19 protein-coding genes are annotated in these 23,440 nt (G+C 66.6%); 13 read left to right on the forward strand and 6 right to left on the reverse strand.

All coding sequences use genetic code 11. From position 1 onward, the window contains the following. From tig to BLJ79_RS19355, 5 genes are all read left to right on the forward strand, one after another. Positions 1-1,173: trigger factor (tig, locus tag BLJ79_RS19335; protein WP_071216419.1), on the forward strand; the 1,173-nt coding region annotated here is incomplete at its 5' end. A gap of 275 nt (positions 1,174-1,448) precedes the next feature. Further along, on the forward strand, positions 1,449-2,042 hold the full coding sequence (locus tag BLJ79_RS19340) for an ATP-dependent Clp protease proteolytic subunit (protein WP_071216420.1): 594 nt from the start codon (positions 1,449-1,451) through the stop codon (positions 2,040-2,042). 44 nt (positions 2,043-2,086) lie between these two features. After that, complete coding sequence (locus tag BLJ79_RS19345; RefSeq protein WP_071216421.1) at positions 2,087-2,749, forward strand: ATP-dependent Clp protease proteolytic subunit; 663 nt, start codon at positions 2,087-2,089, stop codon at positions 2,747-2,749. A 164-nt stretch (positions 2,750-2,913) separates the two neighbouring features. Further along, positions 2,914-4,206: an ATP-dependent Clp protease ATP-binding subunit ClpX gene (gene clpX, locus BLJ79_RS19350; protein WP_071216422.1), complete on the forward strand. Its 1,293-nt coding sequence runs from the start codon at positions 2,914-2,916 to the stop codon at positions 4,204-4,206. A gap of 71 nt (positions 4,207-4,277) precedes the next feature. Beyond that, entirely contained in the window at positions 4,278-4,925 is a 648-nt protein-coding gene (locus BLJ79_RS19355; protein WP_071216423.1) for a mycothiol-dependent nitroreductase Rv2466c family protein, read from the forward strand. Between the two features lie 439 nt (positions 4,926-5,364). Here the strand turns inward: BLJ79_RS19355 and valS are convergent, their stop codons facing one another. The 6 genes from valS to BLJ79_RS19385 all read right to left on the reverse strand — a co-directional run bounded on the left by valS (position 5,365) and on the right by BLJ79_RS19385 (position 15,099). Further along, complete coding sequence (gene valS, locus BLJ79_RS19360) at positions 5,365-7,992, reverse strand: valine--tRNA ligase (RefSeq protein ID WP_071216503.1); 2,628 nt, start codon at positions 7,990-7,992, stop codon at positions 5,365-5,367. 147 nt (positions 7,993-8,139) lie between these two features. Further along, positions 8,140-9,828, reverse strand: coding sequence for a glycoside hydrolase family 13 protein (locus BLJ79_RS19365; protein WP_071216424.1), 1,689 nt, complete (start codon positions 9,826-9,828; stop codon positions 8,140-8,142). Beyond that, positions 9,828-10,733, reverse strand: a complete 906-nt coding sequence (locus BLJ79_RS19370) for a carbohydrate ABC transporter permease (protein WP_286135622.1) — start codon at positions 10,731-10,733, stop codon at positions 9,828-9,830. Before BLJ79_RS19370 ends, BLJ79_RS19365 begins: the two co-directional genes overlap by 1 nt. Continuing rightward, positions 10,730-11,644 (reverse strand): carbohydrate ABC transporter permease, encoded by a 915-nt coding sequence (locus BLJ79_RS19375; protein ID WP_083411496.1) that lies wholly within the window; start codon positions 11,642-11,644, stop codon positions 10,730-10,732. Before BLJ79_RS19375 ends, BLJ79_RS19370 begins: the two co-directional genes overlap by 4 nt. 2 nt (positions 11,645-11,646) lie before the next feature. After that, on the reverse strand, positions 11,647-12,942 hold the full coding sequence (locus BLJ79_RS19380; protein ID WP_071216426.1) for an ABC transporter substrate-binding protein: 1,296 nt from the start codon (positions 12,940-12,942) through the stop codon (positions 11,647-11,649). Between the two features lie 9 nt (positions 12,943-12,951). Next, positions 12,952-15,099, reverse strand: coding sequence for an alpha-galactosidase (locus BLJ79_RS19385; RefSeq protein ID WP_071216427.1), 2,148 nt, complete (start codon positions 15,097-15,099; stop codon positions 12,952-12,954). 137 nt (positions 15,100-15,236) lie between these two features. Between BLJ79_RS19385 and BLJ79_RS19390 the strand changes: the two genes are divergently transcribed. From BLJ79_RS19390 to BLJ79_RS19425, 8 genes are all read left to right on the forward strand, one after another. Further along, entirely contained in the window at positions 15,237-16,484 is a 1,248-nt protein-coding gene (locus BLJ79_RS19390; RefSeq protein ID WP_083411486.1) for an ROK family transcriptional regulator, read from the forward strand. A 19-nt stretch (positions 16,485-16,503) separates the two neighbouring features. Continuing rightward, a complete protein-coding gene (locus tag BLJ79_RS19395; protein WP_071216428.1) occupies positions 16,504-16,869 on the forward strand; it encodes a DUF488 domain-containing protein in 366 nt (121 codons plus the stop codon). 92 nt (positions 16,870-16,961) lie between these two features. Then, on the forward strand, positions 16,962-17,732 hold the full coding sequence (locus BLJ79_RS19400) for an SDR family oxidoreductase (RefSeq protein WP_139194974.1): 771 nt from the start codon (positions 16,962-16,964) through the stop codon (positions 17,730-17,732). Next, positions 17,729-18,466, forward strand: coding sequence for a sirohydrochlorin chelatase (locus BLJ79_RS19405; protein WP_175475544.1), 738 nt, complete (start codon positions 17,729-17,731; stop codon positions 18,464-18,466). The genes BLJ79_RS19400 and BLJ79_RS19405 overlap by 4 nt, the downstream gene beginning before the upstream one ends. A 77-nt stretch (positions 18,467-18,543) precedes the next feature. Continuing rightward, positions 18,544-20,277 (forward strand): nitrite/sulfite reductase, encoded by a 1,734-nt coding sequence (locus tag BLJ79_RS19410; RefSeq protein ID WP_071216430.1) that lies wholly within the window; start codon positions 18,544-18,546, stop codon positions 20,275-20,277. Beyond that, on the forward strand, positions 20,274-20,996 hold the full coding sequence (locus tag BLJ79_RS23850; protein WP_071216431.1) for a phosphoadenylyl-sulfate reductase: 723 nt from the start codon (positions 20,274-20,276) through the stop codon (positions 20,994-20,996). Before BLJ79_RS19410 ends, BLJ79_RS23850 begins: the two co-directional genes overlap by 4 nt. A gap of 61 nt (positions 20,997-21,057) precedes the next feature. Beyond that, on the forward strand, positions 21,058-22,017 hold the full coding sequence (gene cysD, locus BLJ79_RS19420; RefSeq protein WP_071216432.1) for a sulfate adenylyltransferase subunit CysD: 960 nt from the start codon (positions 21,058-21,060) through the stop codon (positions 22,015-22,017). Further along, entirely contained in the window at positions 22,017-23,411 is a 1,395-nt protein-coding gene (locus BLJ79_RS19425) for a sulfate adenylyltransferase subunit 1 (RefSeq protein WP_083411487.1), read from the forward strand. Before cysD ends, BLJ79_RS19425 begins: the two co-directional genes overlap by 1 nt. The last annotated feature ends 29 nt before the right edge of the window (positions 23,412-23,440 follow it).

Here is a 23,440-nt window from a genome sequence, read left to right on the forward strand (position 1 = left end):
GGCATGAACACCTACTACCAGGCCGCCGTGACCGAGAACGACATCGTTCCGCTCTCGCGCCCCGAGGTGGAAATCACCGAGACCCCGTCGGCCGAGACCGAAGGTGAAGGCCAGCTGGCCTTCCAGGTCGAGATCGACATCCGCCCGAGCATCGAACTGCCGGAGTACAAGGGCCTGGAAGTCACCGTTGACGCCACCGAAGCCGGCGAAGCCGACATCGAGAAGGCACTGGATGACCTGCGCGGCCGCTTCGGCACGCTCAAGGCCATCGAGCGCCCGGCCGCCGACCAGGACTTCATCACCCTTGACCTGACCGCTTCGGTCGACGGTGAAGAGGTCGACTCGGCCACCGGCCTGTCCTACCAGGTTGGCACCGGCACCATGCTCGAGGGCATGGACGAGGCGGTCACCGGCCTGTCCGCAGGCGAAGACGCCACCTTTGAGACCAAGCTGGCCGGCGGTGAGCACGCAGGTGCCGCCGCACAGGTCAAGGTCACCGTCACCGCCGTCAAGGAGCGCGAGCTTCCCGAGGCCAACGACGACTTTGCCCAGTTGGCTTCCGAATTCGACACCATGGACGAGCTGCGCGAATCCCTCGCGAAGGACGCAGCCGAGTCCAAGGTCATGGAGCAGGGCGTCGCCGCCCGCGACCTGGTCCTGGACAAGCTCATGGAGCTCGTCGAGGTTCCGGTTCCGGAATCCGTCATCACCGAGCAGGTTGAGCAGCACTTCGAGCAGGGCTCGCACACCGAAGGTGAAGAGCACGACACCGAAGAGCACCGTGCAGAGGTCAGCGAGAACACCGCCAAGGCCTTCAAGAACGAGATCGTGCTCGACGCCGTGGCCGAAGCAGAGAAGATTGGCGTTGCCCAGTCCGAACTGATCGACTACATCGTCCAGACCGCCGGCCAGTACGGCATGGACCCGAACCAGTTCGCGCAGATGCTCGACGGCGCCGGCCAGGTCCCGATGCTGGTTGGCGAAGTCCGCCGCCGCAAGGCACTTGCAAAGGTCCTGGAGCTGGCTGTCGTCACCGACACCAACGGCAACGTCGTGGACCTGTCCTCGTTCGTCAGCGCCGAGGGTGAAGAAGAGGGCGAGTCCGCATCGTCGGCCTCTTCCGCATCGTCCGCTTCCTCGGCCTCGTCGGCTTCGGCAGCATCGGCCAAGTAGTCCGGCGCCGCCTCGTGCGGCATTGACTTCCACGCGTGGAGCCACCCGTCAAGGGTGGCTCCACGCGTGTTTTAACCCCTCTTTTAAGCCGACGGCGATGCCTGCGGCGGCGACCATGCGCCGACAGCGAACAGTTGCCCCTGCACTGCCAAAGTCACTGGCCAAGGCAGTAATGTTCAAGGAAGTAAAGAGCCAATGGCCCGACGGACAGAACATCGGGCCACGGCATCACGGAGAGGTATCAGAACATGTCCAGTGACTCCCGCACTCCCACAATGGCTTCGGTAGATCCGGCCCAGCGTGAGGACTACATCTACAACCGGCTCCTCAAGGAGCGCATCATCTGGCTCGGCACCGAGGTGAGCGATGCGAACGCAAACGCCATCTGCTCCCAGCTGCTCCTGCTCTCGGCCGAGGACTCGGACAAGGACATCTGGCTGTACATCAACTCCCCGGGTGGATCGATCACCGCCGGCATGGCCATCTACGACACCATGCAGTACATCCCCAACGATGTCGTCACCGTCGCCACCGGCCTGGCAGCTTCCATGGGCCAGTTCCTGCTGTCTTCCGGCACCCCGGGCAAGCGTTACGCAACCCCGAACGCCCGCATCCTGATGCACCAGCCTTCCGGCGGCATCGGCGGCACCGCCTCGGACATCCGCATCCAGGCCGAACTGATCCTTCACATGAAGAAGGTCATGAGCGAGCTGACCGCGCAGCAGACCGGCCAGACCGTTGAGACCATCCTCAAGGACAACGAGCGCGACAAGTGGTTCACCGCCGCTGAAGGCCTCGAGTACGGCTTCTTTGACCACATCGCCCAGTCCTCCGGCATCGTCTCCGGTGGCGGCGGGGTCGCGAAGTAACGCGACGGAACCCGGCAGACCTAACTGATTTCCCAGGAGAAACGATGAATTTCACCCCGCATGCCACCTCCGGCGAAACGCCCTCGGCACGCTACATCCTTCCGCAGTTCGAAGAGCGCACCCCGTACGGGTTCAAGCGCCAGGACCCGTACGCGAAGCTCTTCGAAGACCGCATCATCTTCCTTGGCACACAGGTGGACGACGCATCGGCCGACGATGTCATGGCGCAGCTGCTGGTCCTCGAGTCCATGGACCCGGAACGCGACATCACCTTGTACATCAACTCGCCCGGTGGTTCCTTCACCGCGATGACCGCGATCTACGACACCATGCAGTTCATCCGCCCCGAGGTCCAGACCGTGTGCCTGGGCCAGGCAGCCAGCGCCGCTGCGGTGCTGCTTGCCGGCGGAACCCCGGGCAAGCGCCTGGCGCTGCCCAATGCCCGCGTGCTGATCCACCAGCCGGCCATGGGCGGCGGCGAACGCGGCACCGCCTCGGACCTGCAGATCCAGGCCGAAGAGGTCATGCGCATGCGCTCCTGGCTGGAAAACACGCTCGCCGGGCACAGCAACAAGACCGCGGAAGAGGTCGGCAACGACATCGAGCGCGACCTGTACATGACCGCGGCCGAGGCCAAGGAATACGGCCTGATCGACGAGGTCCTGTCCCCGCGCAAGATCAAGCCCCAGGGCACCATCACCCGCTAAAGACGGGACTTGACGAACGGGCGGCCCGCGTCGCGGCGCGAAATATGCGCACCAAGGGCCGCCCGTTCGTCCATTCTGACGGCGCTCTGTCATAGAGTTAAGACAGTTAAGCACTTCCGGTCTCTCGGGCCGGTCTTACCGGTACCAGATAGGGGACCAACACGATGGCACGCATGGGTGAAGGGTCTGATCTGCTCAAGTGTTCCTTCTGCGGCAAGAGCCAGAAGCAGGTTCGCAAACTGATCGCCGGCCACGGCGTCTACATCTGCACCGAATGCATCGAGCTCTGCAACGAGATCATCGAGGAAGAGCTCGCCGAGGTCGAAGAGGGCGTTGCCTTCGAGCTGCCCAAGCCGAAGGAAATCTTCGACTCGCTGCAGGAATACGTCATCGGGCAGGAGGGCGCCAAGCGCTCGCTCGCGGTGGCGGTCTACAACCACTACAAGCGCATCCAGGGCGGGGCCGCGGCCAAGTCCGTCTCGACGCTCTCCGACGCCAACTCCCTCGACGAGGTCGAGGTGGCCAAGTCCAACATCCTGCTGATCGGCCCCACCGGCTGCGGCAAGACCTACCTGGCCCAGACGCTGGCCCGCCGCCTGAACGTCCCCTTCGCCGTCGCCGATGCCACCGCGCTCACCGAGGCCGGCTACGTGGGAGAGGACGTCGAGAACATCCTGCTCAAGCTCATCCAGGCCGCCGACTACGACGTCAAGAAGGCCGAGCAAGGCATCATCTACATCGACGAGATCGACAAGATCTCCCGCAAGAGCGAAAACCCCTCGATCACCCGGGATGTCTCGGGCGAGGGCGTGCAGCAGGCGCTGCTCAAGATCCTCGAGGGCACGGTCGCCGCGGTACCGCCGCAGGGCGGACGCAAGCACCCGCACCAGGAGTTCATCCAGCTGGACACCACCAATGTGCTGTTCATCGTCGCCGGCGCCTTCGCCGGGCTCGAGGAAATCATTTCCTCCCGCGCCGGACGCAAGGGCATCGGATTCGGCGCCCCGCTCTCGGCACTGAAGTCCGAGGAAGCCTCCTACTCGGATGTGCGTCCCGAGGACCTGCTGAAGTTCGGGCTCATTCCCGAGTTCATCGGCCGCCTGCCGGTGATCAGCACCGTGGAAAAGCTCGACCGCGAGGCGCTGATCAAGATCTTGTCCGAGCCGAAGAACGCGCTGATCAAGCAGTACCAGAAGATGTTCCGCATGGACGGGGTGGAATTGTCCTTCGAGCTGGGCGCGCTGGAGGCCATTGCGGACCTCGCACTTGCCCGGGACACCGGTGCCCGCGGGCTGCGCGCCATCCTGGAAGAAACCCTGAGCTCCACCATGTTCGAGATGCCGAGCCGCGACGATGTCGCCGAGGTCGTCATCACCGCCGACGTGGTGCTCAACGGGGCCGAACCCACCTTGATCTCCGCGCAGGTCGCCGACAAACGCGGCAAGAAGTCCGCCTAGCCATGCAGTTGGACGCCACCGTGAAGCGCGGCGTCCCGATTGCCCTGTTATCCAACTGAAGGAGAAGTACGTTGTCCGAGAAGACGCACGTTGATTTTTGGTTCGATCCGGCCTGCCCCTTTGCCTGGGCGACGTCCCGTTGGGTGCTCGAGGTCGAGAAGGTGCGCGACATCGAGGTGGCGTGGCACGTCATGTCGCTCTCGGTGCTCAACGACGGCCGTGAGGACCTGAGCGAGCACTACCGCGAATTCGTGGCCAAGGGCTGGGGACCGGTGCGCGTGCTGATCGCTGCCGCACAGAAGCACGGCGACGCGGTGCTGGGCGATCTCTACACTGCCATGGGCGAGCTGCTGCACTACGAAAAGGTCGAAGACTACAGCGAGGTCATTTCCCGCGCCCTGGCCACGGCCGGACTCGAGCCGGAACTGGCCGACGCCGCCACCGGCACCGAGTTCGACGAGGCACTCAAGGCCAGCCACAACGACGGGATTTCCCGCGTGGGCCAGGACGTCGGCACCCCCGTCATCGCACTGAACGGCACCGCATTCTTCGGACCGGTCATCACCCGGATCCCCGTGGGCGAGGAGGCCGGAAAGCTCTTTGACGCCGCGGTCACCCTGGCCTCGTTCCCGTACTTCTTCGAGATCAAGCGGTCCCGGACCGAAAACCCGCAGTTTGACCTCGAAGCGGCCGGCGGCAAAAACGTGTCAATGGCCTAAAGCGCCAACATTCGATGCGAGGGGCCCGGGAAAACCACAGAGTTTTCCCGGGCCCCTTGCCCGTTAAGGGGCCGGCGCGTATAAAAGAGATACGCATCACTACCGGAATGATGCCGAACAAAAACCGAATTCGTGGTGACGGACTATTGGAATCTCTTCTAGCCCGGCTGTAACAGCGATGCAGCAAGACCCGCGCAACGAGGATTTTGTCCGGTTCTCAAAGTCAACGCTGTACGAGAACCAACACCGAGTCGAAGCCCCTCCGACAGTAGTTTTGTCAGCCGAAGGGGCTTCCCCTCTGTCCGCCACCAGCTGGCGTGACCGAACGCAGGGGAAGCGCTGCTTCGACGGATGATACGACGAGGGCGCCGTTCCACTCCCCGCGGGGATGGGAACGACGCCCTCGTTGTGTGTTGCCTGTCGCGGCAACGGACGCTTGCTAGGCCTGGACGGTGTCCTCGGCCGGGGCCAGCACCACGTCGCTGACGACCAGGTCGCCCTCGGCGGCCACCAGCTCCACATCGTGTGCGTTGCCGGCGGCGAGCAGGTCGCCCAGCCCGGCCCGCAGCAGCTCCAGGGTGGCCTCCGGTGCGGAGATCACCCCGGAGAGCACCTCGGTGCGCTGCTTGACCTTGGCCTCGGACTTGGCCTTGCGGATGCCCGACAGCGCCTCGCCGACCACCGGGAGCACCGCGGTGTTGGCGCCCTCGATGGCACCGGCCAGGTGGGCCGTTCCGGGCCACTGCGCGGTGTGCACCGAACCGGCACGCCACCAGCCCCAGACCTCTTCGGTCGCGAACGGCAGGAACGGGGCGAACAAGCGCAGAACCGCATCCAGCGTGGTGGCCAGGGTGGTCAGCACCGAGGCCTGCTCGGCCTCGCCGCGGGCACCGTAGGCACGGTCCTTGATCAGCTCGACGTAGTCGTCGGTGAACGACCAGAAGAACGACTCGGTGATGTCCAGCGCGCGGGCGTAGTCATAGGCATCGAAGGCGCGGGTGGCGTCGTCGATGACCTGGGACAGGCGGGCCAGCACGGACTTGTCCAGGCCGTTGGTGACCACCGCGGCGTCCCCGGAGATGACGTTGGCTTCGGTGGCGCCGAGGTTCAGCACGAACTTCGAGGCGTTGAGGATCTTGATCGCCAGGCGGCGGCCGATCTTCATCTGGTTGATCTCGTACGCGGTGTCGGCACCCAGCTTGGCGCTGGCGGCCCAGTAGCGCACGGCGTCGGAGCCGTAGTCGTTGAGCACGTCGGTGGGAACCACGACGTTGCCCTTGGACTTGGACATCTTCTTGCGGTCCGGGTCAAGGATCCAGCCGGAGATCGCCGCGTGCTTCCACGGGGCGACGTCGTGCAGCGCGTCGGCGCGCACGGTGGAGGAGAAGAGCCAGGTGCGGATGATGTCGTGGCCCTGCGGGCGCAGGTCGAACGGGAAGACCTTGTTGAAGAAGTCCTCATCGCGGCTCCAGCGGCCCACGATCTGCGGGGTCAGTGAGCTGGTGGCCCAGGTGTCGAGCACATCGGCATCCCCGATGAAGCCGCCGGGGGTGTTGCGCGCCGCTTCCTCGTAGCCCGGGGCGGTGTCCGCCGCCGGGTCGACCGGCAGCATCTCATCGGTGGGCAGGATCGGGTGCTCGTAGTCGGGCTCGCCGGAGGCATCCAGCGGGTACCAGACGGGAACCGGGACGCCGAAGAAGCGCTGGCGGGAGACCAGCCAGTCGCCGTTCAGCCCCGAGATCCAGTTCTCGTAGCGCGAGCGCATGAACGCGGGGTGGAACTCGATCTGCTTGCCGCGCTCGATCAGGCGCGTGCGGCGTGCCTCGTCGCGCCCGCCGTTGCGGATGTACCACTGGCGCGAGGAGATGATCTCCAGGGGCTTGTCGCCTTTTTCGAAGAAGTTCACCGGGTGGGTGATCTTCTTCGGCTCACCGTCGAGCAGGTTCGCGGCGGAAAGCAGCTCAACGACGCCCTCCTTGGCGGAGAACACCGTCTTGCCGGCGATCGCGGCGTAGGCCTCGGCCCCGGCCTGCGTGGTGATCCACTCCGGGGTCTCGGCGATGACGCGGCCGTCGCGGCCGATGATGGTGCGGGTGGGCAGCTGCAGTTCGCGCCACCAGGTCACGTCGTTCAAGTCGCCGAAGGTGCACACCATCGCGATGCCCGAGCCCTTGTCGATCTTGGCCAGGGCGTGCGGGTAGACAGTGACGGGCACATCGAACAGCGGGGAGGTGACGGTCTTGCCGAAGAGCGGCTTGTAGCGTTCGTCCTCGGGATTCGCGACCAGTCCGGCACAGGCCGCCAGCAGCTCGGGGCGGGTGGTCTCGATGAAGACCTGGGTGCCGTCCTCGGCGGTGAACGGGTAGCGGTAGTAGGCGCCGGGCATTTCCCGGTCCTCGAGCTCGGCCTGGGCCACGGCGGTGCGGAAGGTGACGTCCCAGAGGGTGGGAGCCTCGGCCATGTACGCATCGCCGGCGTTCAGGTTGGCCAGGAAGCCGCGCTGCGAGACGGCACGGGACACGTCGTCGATGGTGCGGTAGGTCAGGTCCCAGTCCACGGACAGGCCCAGGGTGGAGAAGAGGTGCTCGAAGACCTTCTCGTCCTCGACCGCGAGTTCCTCGCAGAGCTCGATGAAGTTCTTGCGGCTCACGACGTCCCAGTCGCGCTGGTTCTTCGCCGGGGTCGCCGGGGGACGGTAGCCCTCGATGTAGGAGTGGGTCGGGTCGCAGCGCACGCCGTAGTAGTTCTGCACGCGGCGCTCGGTGGGCAGGCCGTTGTCGTCCCAGCCCATCGGGTAGAACACGTTCTTGCCGCGCATGCGCTGGTATCGGGCCAGCACGTCGGTCTGCGTGTAGGAGAACATGTGTCCCACGTGCAGCGAGCCCGAGGCCGTCGGCGGGGGAGTGTCGATCGAGTAGACCTGCTCGCGCGTGGTCTCTGCGTTGAATTTGTAGGTGCCTTGTTCGCGCCAGCGGGCGCCAAGGCGTTCCTCCAGGCCCTCAAGAACGGGCTTGTCGGGAACGGAAACGATGACGGGCGTGTCTGTGCCCAAGGTGTCTTCAGCCATGCTGCCCATTCTCCCATGATTGCGGGCATTACCCCCAGTCGTGCCATGTTGATGCCCGCCACAGGCGCAGCGGGGGCGCACGCGGCAGCTGCCGCGTGCGGCCCCGCTGCGCCTGTTCGGGAACGGCCGGGAGCCCGCCGCCGTGCGTTACGGGGCGATCCAGAGGGTGGTTTCCCCCGGAACGAGTGCCTGGCCCCGCGTGATTGCGCCGCTTGCAACGACGATCCGCGCCGCGTCGAGCCCGGCGGGCAGGTCCACCGGCGCGGTGTCGAAGTTGGTGAGCACCTCCCAGCCGTTGGGCCGGCGGTAGTGCGCGAGCCTGGCATCGGGCGCCGAAACCCAGTGCAGGGCCTCGGTGGTTTGCAGGGTGCGGCGCCAGGCCAGCGCGCTGCGGTAGAACTCCAGGGTGGAATCCTGCACGCAGTCCTGGGCGTCGACGGCGTGGGCGGCAAACCACCCGGGCTGCGGCAGCCACGGCACACCGCCGAACCCGAGGTGCTCCGCGGCGGAGTTCCAGGGAAGCGGCACACGGCAGCCGTCGCGGCCCTTGGACCTCTTTCCGGTGCGGAACCAGGTGGGGTCCTGCAGCGCATCCAGCGGCAGATCGGCGGCCTCGAAGAGCCCAAGTTCCTCGCCCTGGTATAGGTAGGCGGAGCCGGGCAGCCCCAGCATGAACAGCGTGGCGGCCCGGGCCCGGCGTAGCCCGCGTGCCTGGTCGGCCGCGGGTTCCCGGCCGCCGGAGAGCAGCCATGCGTCCTGGGCTGCGGCGTCGGTGCCGTCGGGCAGGGAGTAGCGCGAGGCGTGGCGCACCACGTCGTGGTTGGAGAACACCCAGGTGGAGGATGCGCCGGAGGCCTGGGCCTCCTCCAGGCAGCGGGCCACGATGTCGCGGAACTCGGCGGCCGCGAAGGGCGCCTGCAAAAGGTCAAAGTTGAACGCCTGCCCGAGCCCGCTGGGCCGTGCGTACAGCAGGCGCCGGTGGGTGAAAGGCACCCAGGCCTCGGCCACGGCGATGCGCGGCGGGTCGTATTCGTTGAGCACCTCGCGCCAGCCGGCGAAGATCTCGTGGACCTCGTCGCGGTCAAAGAGCGCGTCGGTGCCGTCGTCGACCGTGATCTCCAGCGAGGGCTTGGAGCGCAGCGGCAGGGTCATGTCCTTGGCCAGCGCGTGCGCCACGTCGACGCGGAAGCCATCCACGCCGCGGTCCGCCCAAAAGCGCAGCGTGGTGTGGAAGTCCTCGCGCACCTCCGGGTTGTCCCAGTTCAGGTCCGGCTGTTCGGAGGCGAACAGGTGCAGGTACCACTGCCCCGGCGCCCCGGCGTTGGCCCCGGTGGTTTCGGTGACCCGGGTCCAGGCCGGCCCGCCGAAGTGCGAAGGCCAGTCCGAGGGCGGAAGTTCGCCGTTCTCACCCAGTCCGTCGAGGAAGTGGTAGCGGGCCCGTTCGGGGGAGCCGGGGGCTGCCGCAAGGGCGGCGGTGAACCACTCGTGGCGGTTGGAGGAATGGTTGGGCACCACGTCGGCGATGACCTTGATGTTGGCAGCATGGGCGGCCGCGACCATGGCGTCGAAGTCCTCCAGGGTCCCCAGTCGCGGGTCCACGTTGCGGTAGTCGTCCACGTCGTACCCGCCGTCGGCCAGGGCAGAGGGGTAGAACGGCGAGAGCCAGATGGCGTCGATGCCCAGCTCCGCGAGATAGCCCATGCGCGAGGTCACCCCGGGCAAATCGCCCAGTCCGTCGCCGGTGGCGTCGGCGAAGCTGCGCGGGTAGATCTGGTAGACGGCGGCCTGGCGCCACCAATTGGCGTCTAGTGCGGCGGTTGCAACGTGTTCGTTCATTATTTGATGGATCCTCTCATGACACCGGAAATAACCCAGCGTTGTGCAAATAGGTAGACCAGGAGTAGTGGTGCCATCGCCATCAGGTACGAGGCGAAAGCGGTGGAATAGTCGGTATTGAATTGGCTCTGGAAAATGTACTGGACCAGGGGGAGGGTGCGGGTGGCGGGATCGGAAAGGATCACCAAGGGCAACAGGAAGTCGTTCCAGGCCCAGAGGCAGGTGAGGATTCCGACGGTCGCATTCATGGGGGTCAACAGCGGGAAGATGACTTTCCAAAAGGTCGTCCAGTGGCTGGCACCGTCCATGATTGCCGCCTCCTCGAGTTCCGGCGGGATCGACTTGATGAACGCCGTGTAGACGAAGACGTTGAAGCTGAGCCCGTACACGGTATATAGGAGGAACAAGCCGACCGGATTGTCGAGGCCCAGCAGTGCGGTTTCCTTGGTCACCGGCAGCATGATGATGGGGAAGGGAACAAAGAGTGCGGCGATAAAGAAGTAGTACAGGGCCTTGAAGAACGGCCGGTGCATGTTTCGGGCGACGGAGTACGCAACCATGGAATTGGTGATGATCGTCAGGACCACGGCCGCAGCCGTGACGATTCCCGAGGTCAGCAGCGCGTTGGGGAAATTGGTGAGCTCCCAGGCCTTGGAGAAGTTCTCCGGGTGGAGGCTGGTGGGCAGCTCGAATCCGGTTCCGCCGAGCTGGTCCGGAGACTTCAATGCGGTTACCACGGTGAAGTACAACGGTATGAGGACTGTCAGCGAGAGCACGGCCACCAGAACGGTGACAGGAACATTGACATTGGAAATTCTTCGCTTCTTCACCGGACCGTGCGGTGACGTTGAGCTGGAAACCGGTTCGCCGCTCACGGAATGCTTGGTCATGGCTTGTGTACTCACGAGAAATCGGCTTCCTTGCGTTGTAGGGTCCGCATCTGCAGCAGCGAAAGGACCACGATGACGATCAGGTAAACAACGGAGTTGGCCATTTGGTAGCCGTATTCCCCGCCCTGGAATCCGCCCCGGTAGATGACCATGGCCACCGATTCCGTGCTGGTGCCTGGTCCGCCGCCTGTCAGTGCAACGATCTGGTCGAAGGCCTGCAGCAGTCCCTTGAGTGCGAGCACCATGTTGATCGTGAAGAACGCGGAAATCATGGGAAATGTAATGGAGGTGAATTGCCGCCAGTGGGTCGCCCCATCGATGCTTGCGGCTTCGTAGAGTTCCGCCGGAACCGTTTGCAGTCCCGCCAGGTAGATGATCACACTGAAGGCGATCGACTGCCAGGCCGTCACCCCCACGATGCCCAACCACGCAAGATCGGGGTTTGTGAGAATTGAAGAGGAAAGCCACTCGATGCCCAACGCCTGTCCAACGAGCGGAAGGTTGTTGGAGAGCAGGTAATTGAAGACGTATCCGACGATCAGTACCGAAAGCACGTTGGGGATGAAGAAGATTCCGCGGAACGCCGTCTGGAATTTGATTTTCGCATTCAGCAGCAGGGCAATGAACAGTGCGCCGACGTTCACCACGATCGTGGTGGTGGCCGCGAAGAGGAAGGTGAACCCGTATGAGGAAAGTATCCTGTCGTCCCTGAATAGATTCACGTAGTTCCCGATGCCGACAAAATCCCATTCGCCGTATCCCGCGTAGTTTGTGAAGCTGTAGAAGATTCCGGTCAGTGCCGGAATGGTGTGAAGCACGACGAAGAGCAGGAGGGCAGGGATCACCATCCAGTAGAACGTTCGATTCACGGTTTCACTGCGCAGCTTGTTCCTGGTGGGGCCCGTGGCGAGGCGTGGTGCGCCCATGGTCATTCCCCTTTCTTCGTTGAGGTGCGGGCGGCGGCCTTCGCAAATTCGCGGTCTGCCCGGTCGAGGAACGCAGCGGTGTCGCCGTCAAGCATGAACTGCTGCAACATTGCAGTGAACGGAATGCTGGTGGGGATCTGGTGGTCGAAATAGCCGATCACCCTGCCCTCCTCGAAAATGTCCTGGACTCCGGCCAGGGCTGGATCCGTTGTGGACCCGGTATCCTTGAGCGGCACGAGAGCGGATTGCGCCTCGGCGTACTTTTTCATCGCCTCGCTGCTCATCAGGAACTCGATGAATGCCGCTGCCTCCTTCGGATGCTTGGTGTCTCGTCCCATCGCAAGCGTGACGTCGACGCCCGTGACCAGGGTTGTTTCGGCCGGGTCGTTGGTGGTCGGGTACGGGAACGAAGCGATCCTTGCCTCGGGGTTTGCGGCCCTGATAGCGGGAATCGCGAAGCTGCCCTGAAGATACATGGCCGATTTTCCCGCGGCGAAGGCGGCGTTCCCGTCGTTGTAGCCGTCGCTGTCGGCACCGGGCTGGCGGTAGCCGAAGAGCTGCTTGAGCTTCTCGGCGGCCTCCGTCCCGTCTGCTGCGAAACCGTGTGTCCCGGTCTGCGGGTTCCACGAGGCTGAGCGGATGTCTTCGAAGAATCCTGCCGGTTTGAGATTTCCGGCAAGGTTCACATAGGTGGGCAGGACAGTCCATGCATCCTTGAGCGTCAGGTGGAATGGCGCCACCCCGTTGTCCTTGAAGGTTTCCGCCGCGGCAATGAGCTCATCCCAGGTACTCGGAACCTCGACGTTGTATTCGGCGAAGATGTCGGGGTTGTAAAGGATCGCGCTGGCGTTGTTTGCAAAGGGCAGGCCGTTGGTCTCGCTGCCGTGGCAGGTTCCCAAGGAGTTGAGGATATCCTGGACCTCGGGTTTGACCCGGGAGGCTGAGGGAAATGCCGAAAGGTCCGCAAATACGCAGGACGCAGCCAGGTCCGCGAAATTCCCGTTGCCGTTGAGCGTGAGCACGTCGGGGGTTTTGCCCTTGACGAGCAGGGTGCGGATGGCAGTGTCCGGGTCGGGAACGGCATTGATGACCACGTCGACATCCGGGTTCCGTGTCTCGAATTCGGCGACCAGGGCCTGGAATTCGGTGACGGCCTCGGGTTTGAACTGGAAGAAGTCCAGCGTCACGCGGCCCTCGTCTGCCGGGGCGCAGGCAGCCAGGGAGGTTCCAAGCGCCACCGTCAGGCAGGCGCCGGCGACGCGTCGCCATGTATTCGAGCGGGTTTTTTTGGTGTTCACGGTTGCTCCTTAGCCATCGGTCCGGTCAAGCATGATCAGTACCGATTGCTCGGGGAACAGGACGGGGGACTGCAGGCCCATCGTTCCAAGGGTGGCACCGCTGAGGACGTGCGGGGTTTGCGTCCAGGAAAGCGTGGACTGGCCATTGCCCACCGCATCGTTCAGCGGTTCGCTCAGTCGCACCCGATACCTGGCCTCGGGGTTCAATCCCGGCAGGGTGAAACGTCCGGCCGGGTAGGTGAGCGAGGCCTCGCGCAGTGTGAAGGCGAAGACGGCACGCGTGGCATCGGCGGCAACCACACCGCGGATGTCGATGGCGGTGTCGGGATGATCCGCGTGGACGCTGTCCCCGCTGTGGAACAGTGCGCGGTTTTCCTTGTGAAAGTCCACCCACTGTGCGAGCTCGGTGCCCAGGGAATCGTCGATCCGGGCGATGTTCCATTCGATACCAAAATGGCCGAAGATCGCGGTGCGTGCCATGAAGCCCAGGTCGTGCCTGCGCCCGGTGGAGTGGGAGCGGGGCCCGCCGATGTGGGCACCCATGAGTTCGTAGGGGATCAGCAGGTTGGTGTTTTCCTGGTTGTCCAGGCGCTCGATCGGATCGATGCAGTCGGAGGTCCAGATGCGGTCGGTGTGTTCGAGGATGCCGAGGTCGACGCGGGCGCCGCCGGATGCGCAGCTTTCGATTTCAAGTCCCGGGTGCCGGGCTTTGAGTTCGGCGAGCAGCCGGTAGAGCGCAAGCGTGGTTTCGCGGACCGCGGCGGTTCCGCTGTGCGCGTGGGATGCCTCGAGCAGGTCGCGGTTGTGGTCCCATTTGATGTAGCCGATGGGGTACTGCGTGAGCAGGCTGTCGATGCGTTCCAGGAGGTAGGCGTAGCAATCGGGATGTGAAAGGTTGAGGACCTGCTGCTGGCGCGCGGCCACCGGCCAGCGGCCGGCATCCTGCAGGATCCAGTCGGGATGGCTGCGTGCCAGATCGCTGTCCGGATTGACCATTTCGGGCTCGAACCACAGGCCAAATTCCATGCCAAGCCCCGTCACATGGTCGGTAAGCGGGGACAGGCCCTCCGGCCAGATGCCCGGGTCGACAAACCAGTCGCCGAGTCCGGCGGTGTCGTCGCGGCGACCATTGAACCAGCCGTCGTCGAGCACGAAGCGTTCGACCCCCACGGTGGCGGCCCTGTCGGCCAGTTCCTTGAGGGTCTGCAGGTCGTGGTCGAAGTACACCGCTTCCCAAGTGTTGAGGGTGACGGGCCGCGGCTTGCGGGGGTGCTGCGGCCGGGCCCGCAGGTCTCGGTGGAAGCGGGCCGACAGCTGGTCGGTTCCATGCCCCCAGGAGCCGAGGGCCCATGGGGTGCTGTAGCTGGAGCCCGGTTCCAGGTTCAGTTCCCCTGGCAGCAGCAATTCCCCGCCGGTGATGAAGTTGTCTGAAGTGATGGTCCGTTCGGCGCTCAGCTTGTGGTTGCCGCTCCAGGCCAGATGAACGCCGTGGACCAGACCCTTGCGGTGTCCGAAATGCGCCTCTCCAACCAGCATGAGAAGGCTGGCGTCGGCGCCGGGGCGGCCGCGCCGGGATTCGCGCACATGCGAGCCGACCGTCAGAGGGCGGCGCTGAGCGCTGCGTTCCTTGAGATGGCGGCCGGTGCTGTCCTGGATAGTGGTTGCGGTGTGCGGCAGGGGGAACACGGTCGCGAGCCTGTTGACCAGGTAGGCTCCTGGGCCGGAGTTCTTTAGGGTGTGCCGCTGGGAGAACACCCCGTTGGCACTGAGCCGAAGCTCGGTAACGAGTTCGAGGCCGGCCACTGGGTCGGCGGCACTGATGGTCAGGGAATGTTGGTCTGACCGAATCCCGCTGGTGGCCAATGCGGTGGACCACGAACGGGAGGTACGGTGTCCTTCGAGCGCCGGGCCGTGCTGCCATCCGAAACGTTCCTGCGGGAATATGTCCAATCGGGCAGGTTCGTCGATCCCTCCAGAAACGCGCTGCGGGCGTGCCGCGCTCGCCAGATCCCGCATTTCGCTCTCATCGAGCTCGCCGGTGTCCGGGCCCCAGTGGATGATCGTTGGAAACCCCGGGGTGGTTGCATCGATGAGAACGGAGGTACCGCCGCGGTGCAGCTGGTGGTATGGCGCGATGGGGTGGGCTGTTGAGGTCATTGAATATTTTTACTCCAAAACTAATGAGTGTGTCAAGCGCCACATCCACAATGGGTGGGGACCTTCCGGCTGCCCTTTCTGCTCATCCGTGGCGGGTTGGGTCGATATTTATGACCGAAATGAAATAAACTGATCGCATGTCAATCGAAGCCACGACAAGCAGTGAGTCATTCTCCAAGCGCTGCGGCACTTCTGCGCCGTCTGCCGCAAAGGTGCCGCTGCTCAGTGAACCAGAGCTGGAAGTTGCGCGGGCCATTTTAATTCATGGGCCCAGTTCACGCGGTGAGCTCTCCCAGCGGCTGAAGCTCAGTGCCGCCAGCCTGACCCGGCTGAGCAAGCCGCTGCTGGACGCGGGAATTGTGGGCGAAAGCGACCTGGTCTTGGACGGAAGCGTGGGGCGCCCCGTGCGGCTGCTCGATATACGGCAGGAATCCAGCTTTTTTGTCGGCATCAAGATCACCGGCCAGATGGCACAGGGGGTGCTCACCGACCTGCGTGCCAAGTCCCGGGCCAGCGCCGCGCGCGAGCTGCCGAGCCGGGATGTAGCGGACGTGCTTGAGGTCTTGGTGGGGCTGATTGGGGATCTCCGGGAGCTGGGCGGTCGGCCGCTCTCGGGGGTGGGCATTTCCATCGGTGGCCAGGTCTCCAACGGAACGGTCATCGCACGGGCCCCATTCCTGGGCTGGCGCAATGTCCCGCTAGGCGAACTGCTGCAAGAGCGCACCGAGCTGCCGGTGTTGGTCGAAAACGACGTGACGGCATTGGTTGCCGCCGAGCAGTGGTTTGGCGTGGGCCGCGAGGCAGCGGATTTTGCGGTTATCACCGTTGGCGCGGGCGTCGGCTACGGGTTGGCCATCCACCAGCAGGTAATGCGCGGCCGGGATACGGGTTTGGGGCTGGGCGGACATTTCCCCCTCGACCCGAACGGACCTCTGTGTCTGGAGGGCCACCGCGGCTGTTCCACGGCGATGCTCACGATTCCCAGCATCTGTGCGCAGATTTCCACTGCACTGCTTCGCGAGGTCGGCTACGGGGAGGCCTTCGAGCTTGCCGCTGCGGGCAACAAGGTGGCCCAGTCGGTGCTTCAGGCCGCCGCGCTGGCACTGGGGCGTTTCCTTGCCGCCGCCGCGAACCTGACCATGGTAAATGTGGTGGTGCTGGGTGGGGAAGGCATCGAGCTGTTCAACAGGTACGAGCAGTCCGTGCGCGCCGCGTTGGCCGCGGACCGGGACCCCGAGGCCTCAGAGGTGCGCATTGCGGTCCTGTCCCCGGAGTTCGACCAGTGGGCCACCGGTGCGGCCGCGGTTGCCATCCAAAAATACGCCTTCACCCAGGGATCCACTGCCGAAGCCGAGAGACGCCGTTCCTCTGGAAGAAGTGCCTAAACAGGCCTAAAATTGAGGCATGGGAAGTTTTCGATTGTTGCGTGCGTACGAACCTGCCGACGGCGGCTACCGGGTCCTGGTGGACCGGCTCTGGCCGCGGGGACTGAGCAAGGAACGAGCGGCGATCGACGACTGGGCCAAGGACGTGGCCCCCTCGCCCCAGCTGCGCGTGGCCTTCCGCCACAAGGCCGAGCGGTTCACCGAGTTCAGCGACCACTACCGCCAGGAGCTGGAGGTGGGATCCGCCGCCGAGGGTGCCGAGCGGCTGCTGGAGATCGCCCGGAAGGAAGACGACGTCGTGCTGGTCTACGGAGCCCGCGACACCGTGCACAACCAAGCGGTGGTGCTCTTCGATTTCCTGACCGAGGTGCAGCAGGAATCCTGAGGCCGTGGCCCTTGCCGCCATGCGGTGGGCCCCGGAGCCATGAAACGACATCGTGGTTGGGGGCAGGTGCCCCCGCTGGTTAGGATTTGTCCATGTTGCCAACGAATCCACACCCCCAGCATGCAGCCGTCGTCACCGGAGCCTCCAGCGGAATAGGGGAGGCCGCCGCGCGCACCCTGGCAGCGGCGGGGTGGAAGGTCTTTGCCGTGGCCCGGCGCGCCGACCGGCTGGCGAAGCTCGCGCAGGAGACCGGCGCGATCCCCGTCGCCGCCGACATCACCGACGACGCCCAGGTAGCGGCGTTGCTGGCCGTCGTCGAGGCCGCCGGCGGCATCGACACCCTGGTCAACATCGCCGGCGGCGCCCGCGGCGCCGATTACCTGGCCGAGGCCAAGAACGAGGACTGGGACTTCATGCTCCAGGCCAACGTCATGGGCACCATGAAGATCACCCGCGCCTTCCTGCCGATGCTCCGGGCACACGGCGAGGGCACGGTGCTCAACCTGACCTCGACCGCCGGGCTGGTCAGCTACGAGGGAGGATCCGGCTATAACGCCGCGAAGGCCGCGCAGCGCGCGCTCACCCAGGCCCTGCGCCTGGAGGAAGTCGAGTACAACATCCGGGTCATCGAGGTGCTGCCCGGCCTGGTGCAGACCGAGGAATTCGCCCTGCGCCGGATGGGCGGGGACCGCGAGTTGGCCCAAAAGCCCTACGCCGGGGTGGCCAAGCCGCTGACCGCCGGGGACGTGGCCGACATCGTCTCCTACGCCGTCAACGCCCCGCACCACGTGAACCTCGACGAGATCGTTGTCCGCCCCGTCGCGCAGGCCGCTGCCCACAAGCTGATCCGCGGCCAGGCGTGAGCCAGGCCGCCGGCGGCGGGACACGGCCGCTGCATGTGGTGGCCTGCGCCCACGGCACCGACAACCCCGAAGGCCGCCGGCTCGTGAACGGGCTGCGCGGGGACCTAGCCGCCGTGCTTTCCGCAGACGGCATCGACGCGGTGGTCCACGAGGCCTACGTCGATGTGCAGGAACCCCGGCTTGAATCGGTGCTCGCCGCCCTGCCGCCCGGCGAGGCAGCCATCGTCGCACCCCTGCTGCTCTCCGAGGGTTTCCACACCTCGGTGGACATCGCCGAGGCGGCGGCCGCCCGGCCGCACACCCTCGTGGCCGGCCCCATGGGCCCCGACCCGCGCCTGGCCGGGGTGCTGGCGGCGCGGCTGGCCGAGTCCGGACACCGCCCCGGGGACGCGGTGGTGCTGGCCGCAGCAGGCACGCGCCTCGAGGCCGGGCAGCGGCAGGCGGCCCGGATGGCCGCGGCACTGGCCGAGGAACTGGGCCAGGAGGTAGCGGTGGCCTATTGCTCGGCCGCCGATCCGTCGGTGCCCGACGCGGTGGCTGCGGCACGTGCCGCGGGCGCCAAGCGAGTGGGCGTCGCCGCCTTCCTGCTGGCCCCCGGATTCTTCCACGACCGGCTGGCCGGAGCCGGCGCCGACCAGGTGACGGCGGCGCTGCTGCCGGGCGTCACAATCGCTAAATGTGTCGCCGGAAGACTCTCCGAAGCGCTAGCGAAGGGGCCCTCCGGCACCGAATAGGTCGCCGCGTTACGGCATGACGTTTCGGGTCGGGGGCCGCTGGCGGGCCGCCTCCGGCCCGCCCTACTGTCGTAGCCATGACACAGGCAACCGACACCCCGGCAAGCACCGGCACCGCCCGGCCAGTCCGCCCGGCCCGCCCGGCGGCCAAGCCGCACGGACAGTGGAAGATCGATGGGCCCGCCCCGCTGAACGCCAACGAGGCGGTCAAGGCGGACGACAACGGGCTGAACGTGCGCGAACGCATCGAAACCATCTACGCCCAGGGCGGCTTCGACTCCATCGACCCCACCGACCTGCACGGCCGCTTCCGCTGGTGGGGCCTCTACACCCAGCGCAAGCCCGGCATCGACGGAGGGCGCACCGCCACCCTGGAGCCGCACGAGCTCGAGGACCGCTACTTCATGCTGCGCGTGCGCATCGACGGCGGCACGCTGAGCACCGACCAGCTGCGCACCATCGGGCAGATCTCCCGCGACTTCGCCCGCGACACCGCGGACGTCACCGACCGGCAGAACATCCAGCTGCACTGGATCGACGTGGTGGACGTCCCGGAGATCTGGCGCCGGCTCGAGGCCGTGGGCCTGGACACCACCGAGGCCTGCGGGGACGTGCCGCGGGTCATCCTCGGCTCCCCGGTCGCGGGGATCGCCAAGGACGAGATCCTGGACCCGACCCCGGTCATCGCTCAGATCCGGGAGCGCTTCATCGGCGACCCGGAGCTGGCGAACCTGCCGCGCAAGTTCAAGACCGCGATCACCGGGCACCCGTCCCAGGACGTGGTGCACGAGATCAACGACATTTCCCTCGTCGGGGTGCGCCACCCCGAGCACGGGCCCGGCTACGACCTGTGGGTCGGCGGCGGCCTGTCCACCAGCGCGCGGCTGGCCGAGCGCCTGGGCGCGTTCGTGTCCGAGGAGCGCGCCGCCGAGGTTTGGCTGGGCGTGGTCTCGATCTTCCGCGACTACGGCTACCGGCGGCTGCGCAACAAGGCGCGGCTGAAGTACCTGATGAACGACTGGGGCCCGGCGCGCTTCCGCGAGGTGCTGGAGACCGAGTACCTGGGCTACTCGCTGCCCGACGGCCCGGCCCCGGCCAAGCCCACGACGCCCGGGGACCACGTGGGGATCCACGAGCAGAACGACGGGCGCCACTACATCGGCGCGTCCCCGAATGCCGGGCGGCTCTCCGGCACGCTGCTGCTGGAGTTGGCGGACCTGCTCGAGCGCCACGGCTCGAAGCGGCTGCGCACCACCCCGCACCAGAAGCTGCTCGCGCTGGACATCCCGGCCGGATCGGTGGCCGCGGCCGCCGCGGAACTGGATGCGCTGGGCCTGGAAACCACGCCGAGCATCTTCCGCCGCTCCGCGATCGCCTGCACCGGCATCGAATACTGCAAGCTCGCGATCGTCGACACCAAGGACACGACCATTGCCGCGGTCGCCGAGCTCGAGACCCGCTTCGCGGCCAAGTCCGCGGTGCGGCTGCCGCCCTCGCTGAGCCTGCACGTGAACGGCTGCCCGAACTCCTGCGCCCGCATCCAGACCGCGGACATCGGCCTGAAGGGCCAGCTGCTGCCCGATGGGCACGGCGGGCAGGCCCCCGGCTTCCAGGTGCACCTGGGCGGGGGACTGGCCTCGACCGAACGCGGCGAGGCCGGGCTGGGCCGCACCGTGCGTGGGCTGCGGATCACCGCCGACCAGCTGCCGGACTACATCGAGCGGGTGCTGGAGAACTACTCGGCCTCCAGCGACGAAGACGAGTCCTTCGCCGCGTGGTCGCACCGCGCCGCGGACGAGGACGTCCTGTGAGCGCCGCCGATACGGTCAATGCTGATCGGAAGGATGCCGACCGGGCGCTGGCCGAGGCCGGCGCCGCGCAGCTGGGCTTCGACGCGTCGGCCGCCGAGGTCATCGCCTGGGTGGCGGCGAACTTCGCGACCGCCGAGGTCGCCGTCGCCTGCTCGATGGCCGACGCAGTGCTTCCCGCGGTGGTCGCCGAGCAGCTGCCCGGGGTCGACGTGCTCTTCCTGGAGACCGGCTACCACTTCGCCGAGACCCATGCGACGCGCCACGAGGTCGCGTCCTCCCTGGACGTGCGGATCGTCGACGTGCTCCCGGAGCGCACCGTCGCCCAGCAGGACGCCGAGCTCGGGCCCCGGCTGCACGAACGCGACCCGGGCACCTGTTGCCGGCTGCGCAAGATGGAGCCGCTGGCGAAGGCGCTGTCCGGCTACCGGCTCTGGTTCACCGGGGTCCGCCGTGAGGAGGCCCCCACCCGCACCAACACCCCGCTGGTCACCTGGGATGCGGCGCACGGGCTGGTCAAGGTCAACCCGCTGGCCGGATGGAGCTTCGATCAGCTGATTTCCCACGCCACCGTGCACAGCGTCCCGGTGAACCTGCTGCTGTCCAACGGCTACCCGTCGATCGGCTGCGCCCCGTGCACCCGTCCGGTGGCCGAGGGGCAAGACCCGCGCGCCGGCCGCTGGGCCGGGGTCGCCAAGACCGAATGCGGCATCCACCGATGAGCCCCGCAGCAGCGGCACCGCGCCGCATGCCCGCCACAACCCACCCGCGAAGGAGCCAGAGATGAGCACCACCGCCCCCGCCCCCGCGCGGCCGGTCCCCGCCGCACCCGGCACACCCGGCAGCACGCACGAGACCGACGTGCTCGATGCGCTCGAGGCCGAATCCATCCACATCCTGCGCGAGGTCGTCGCCGAGTTCGAGCGCCCCGCGATGCTGTTTTCCGGAGGCAAGGACTCGGTGGTGATGCTGCACCTGGCCACCAAGGCGTTCTGGCCAGGCACCGTGCCCTTCCCGGTGCTGCACGTGGACACCGGCCACAACTTCGAAGAGGTCGTCGCGTTCCGGGACGCCACGGTCGAGCGGCTGGGCCTGCGCCTGGTCGTGGCCAGCGTGCAGGACTACATCGACGACGGCCGGCTCACCGAGCGTGCCGACGGCACCCGCAACCCGCTGCAGACCACCCCGCTGCTCGACGCCATCGACGCCAACAGGTTTGACGTGCTCTTCGGCGGCGGGCGCCGCGACGAGGACAAGGCCCGGGCCAAGGAACGCATCCTGTCGCTGCGCGACGAGTTCGGCCAGTGGGACCCGCGCAACCAGCGCCCCGAACTGTGGAACCTGTACAACGGGCGCCACACCCCGGGTGCGCACGTGCGCGCCTTCCCGATCAGCAACTGGACCGAGCTGGACATCTGGCGCTACATCGAACGCGAAAACATCGCGCTGCCCCCGCTCTACTACGCCCACGAGCGCGAGGTCTTCGAGCATTCGGGCATGTGGCGGGCCACCGGCGAATTCAGCCGGCCCGGCGACGGGGTGCCCACGGTGCGCCGCAGGGTGCGCTACCGCACCGTGGGGGACATGTCCTGCACCGGGGCGGTGCTCTCCGAGGCCGACACGGTCGCGAAGGTCATCGCCGAGGTCGCCACCACCACCATCACCGAACGCGGGGCCACCCGCGCGGACGACCGCATCTCCGAGGCGGCCATGGAAGACCGCAAGAAGGACGGGTATTTCTAATGAGCACCACGAACCTGGACACCGCCGCGGACACCGCCGCATGTGACGAGGCCGCACGTGGCCATGCCGCACCGGCGCTGGGCACCCGCGGGCTCTTCCGTTTCGCCACGGCCGGCTCCGTGGACGACGGCAAGTCCACGCTCGTCGGCCGGCTGCTGCACGATGCCAAGGTGGTCCTCGCCGACACCCTTGAGACCCTGGCCCGCACCTCCGCGGAGACCGGCTTCGGCGGCGGGGACGGCACCCTGGATCTGGCGCTGCTGACCGACGGGCTACGCGCCGAACGCGAACAGGGCATCACCATCGACGTGGCCTACCGCTACTTCAGCGCCGGTGAGCGCTCCTTCGTGCTGGCCGACTGCCCCGGACACGTGCAGTACACGCGCAACACCGTCACCGGCGCCTCCACCGCCGACGCGGCCATCGTGCTGATCGACGCCCGCAAGGGGGTGCTCGAGCAGACCCGCCGCCACCTGGGCGTCATCGGCCTGCTGCGTGTGCCCAACGTGGTCATCGCGGTGAACAAGATCGATTTGATCGGCTACGACGGGCAGCGCTTCGCGGACATCGCCGCCGACGTGGCACGGGTGGCCGCCGGGCTGGGCCTGCCTACCCCGCACGTCCTGCCGGTCTCCGCCTTGCGCGGGGACAACGTGGTGGAGCGCTCCGCACACACCCCCTGGTACACCGGGGAAACGCTGCTGGGGCTGCTAGAATCCCTGCCAACCCGCGACGAGGCGGCCGCCGCGGCCGAGGACTTCCGCTTCCCGGTCCAGCTGGTGCTGCGCCCCCAAGGCGCGCTGGCCCCGGGCCTGGATGCCGAGGCGTTCCGCGACTACCGCGCCTACGCCGGGTCCATTGCCGCCGGAACCATCGCCGTGGGGGACCGGGTCACCGTGGCGTCCCCGGGCGCCCCGCGCCGGGAAACCACCGTCACCGGGATCGACGCCGCCGGGGTCCGGCTCGATACCGCCACGGCACCCGCGTCGGTGGCGCTGCGGCTTGCCGACGAGCTGGACATCGCCCGCGGGGACACCATCGCCGCCGCCGGCACGCTGCCCGATTCCTCCGCGGACCTGCTGGCCCAGCTGTGCTGGCTCTCGCCGGCCCCGCTGCGCCCCGGGGCCGCGGTGCTCATCAAGCACGGCACGGCCACGGTGCGGGCGAAGGTCACCGCCATCGAGGGCCGGCTGGACCTGGAGGACTTCGGGCTGCTGCCCGCCGCCAGCCTGGAACTGAACGACATCGGCACCGTGGTGCTGCGCCTGGCCGCCGAACTTCCCACCGAGCCGTACGCGCGCCACCACCGCACCGGGGCGTTTTTGGTGATCGACCCGCAGGACGGCAATACGCTGGCCGCCGGACTCATCGCAGAGCGCAACTCCGCCGCCTAGCGGCGAACCCCCGGGCGGGGCACCGTCCC

It is taken from the genome of Arthrobacter sp. UCD-GKA (assembly GCF_001863355.1).
GTDB lineage: Bacteria > Actinomycetota > Actinomycetes > Actinomycetales > Micrococcaceae > Paeniglutamicibacter.

Bases quoted from the DNA above. Each gene is read 5' to 3' on its own strand.
- BLJ79_RS19340 (WP_071216420.1), top strand. From the start codon at position 1,449: ATGGCTTCGGTAGATCCGGCCCAGCGTGAGGACTACATCTACAACCGG.
- BLJ79_RS19345 (WP_071216421.1), top strand. From the start codon at position 2,087: ATGAATTTCACCCCGCATGCCACCTCCGGCGAAACGCCCTCGGCACGC.
- clpX (WP_071216422.1), top strand. From the start codon at position 2,914: ATGGCACGCATGGGTGAAGGGTCTGATCTGCTCAAGTGTTCCTTCTGC.
- valS (WP_071216503.1), bottom strand. From the start codon at position 7,992: ATGGCTGAAGACACCTTGGGCACAGACACGCCCGTCATCGTTTCCGTT.
- BLJ79_RS19365 (WP_071216424.1), bottom strand. From the start codon at position 9,828: ATGAACGAACACGTTGCAACCGCCGCACTAGACGCCAATTGGTGGCGC.
- BLJ79_RS19375 (WP_083411496.1), bottom strand. From the start codon at position 11,644: ATGGGCGCACCACGCCTCGCCACGGGCCCCACCAGGAACAAGCTGCGC.
- BLJ79_RS19385 (WP_071216427.1), bottom strand. From the start codon at position 15,099: ATGACCTCAACAGCCCACCCCATCGCGCCATACCACCAGCTGCACCGC.
- BLJ79_RS19390 (WP_083411486.1), top strand. From the start codon at position 15,237: ATGTCAATCGAAGCCACGACAAGCAGTGAGTCATTCTCCAAGCGCTGC.
- BLJ79_RS19395 (WP_071216428.1), top strand. From the start codon at position 16,504: ATGGGAAGTTTTCGATTGTTGCGTGCGTACGAACCTGCCGACGGCGGC.
- BLJ79_RS19400 (WP_139194974.1), top strand. From the start codon at position 16,962: ATGTTGCCAACGAATCCACACCCCCAGCATGCAGCCGTCGTCACCGGA.
- BLJ79_RS19410 (WP_071216430.1), top strand. From the start codon at position 18,544: ATGACACAGGCAACCGACACCCCGGCAAGCACCGGCACCGCCCGGCCA.
- cysD (WP_071216432.1), top strand. From the start codon at position 21,058: ATGAGCACCACCGCCCCCGCCCCCGCGCGGCCGGTCCCCGCCGCACCC.
- BLJ79_RS19425 (WP_083411487.1), top strand. From the start codon at position 22,017: ATGAGCACCACGAACCTGGACACCGCCGCGGACACCGCCGCATGTGAC.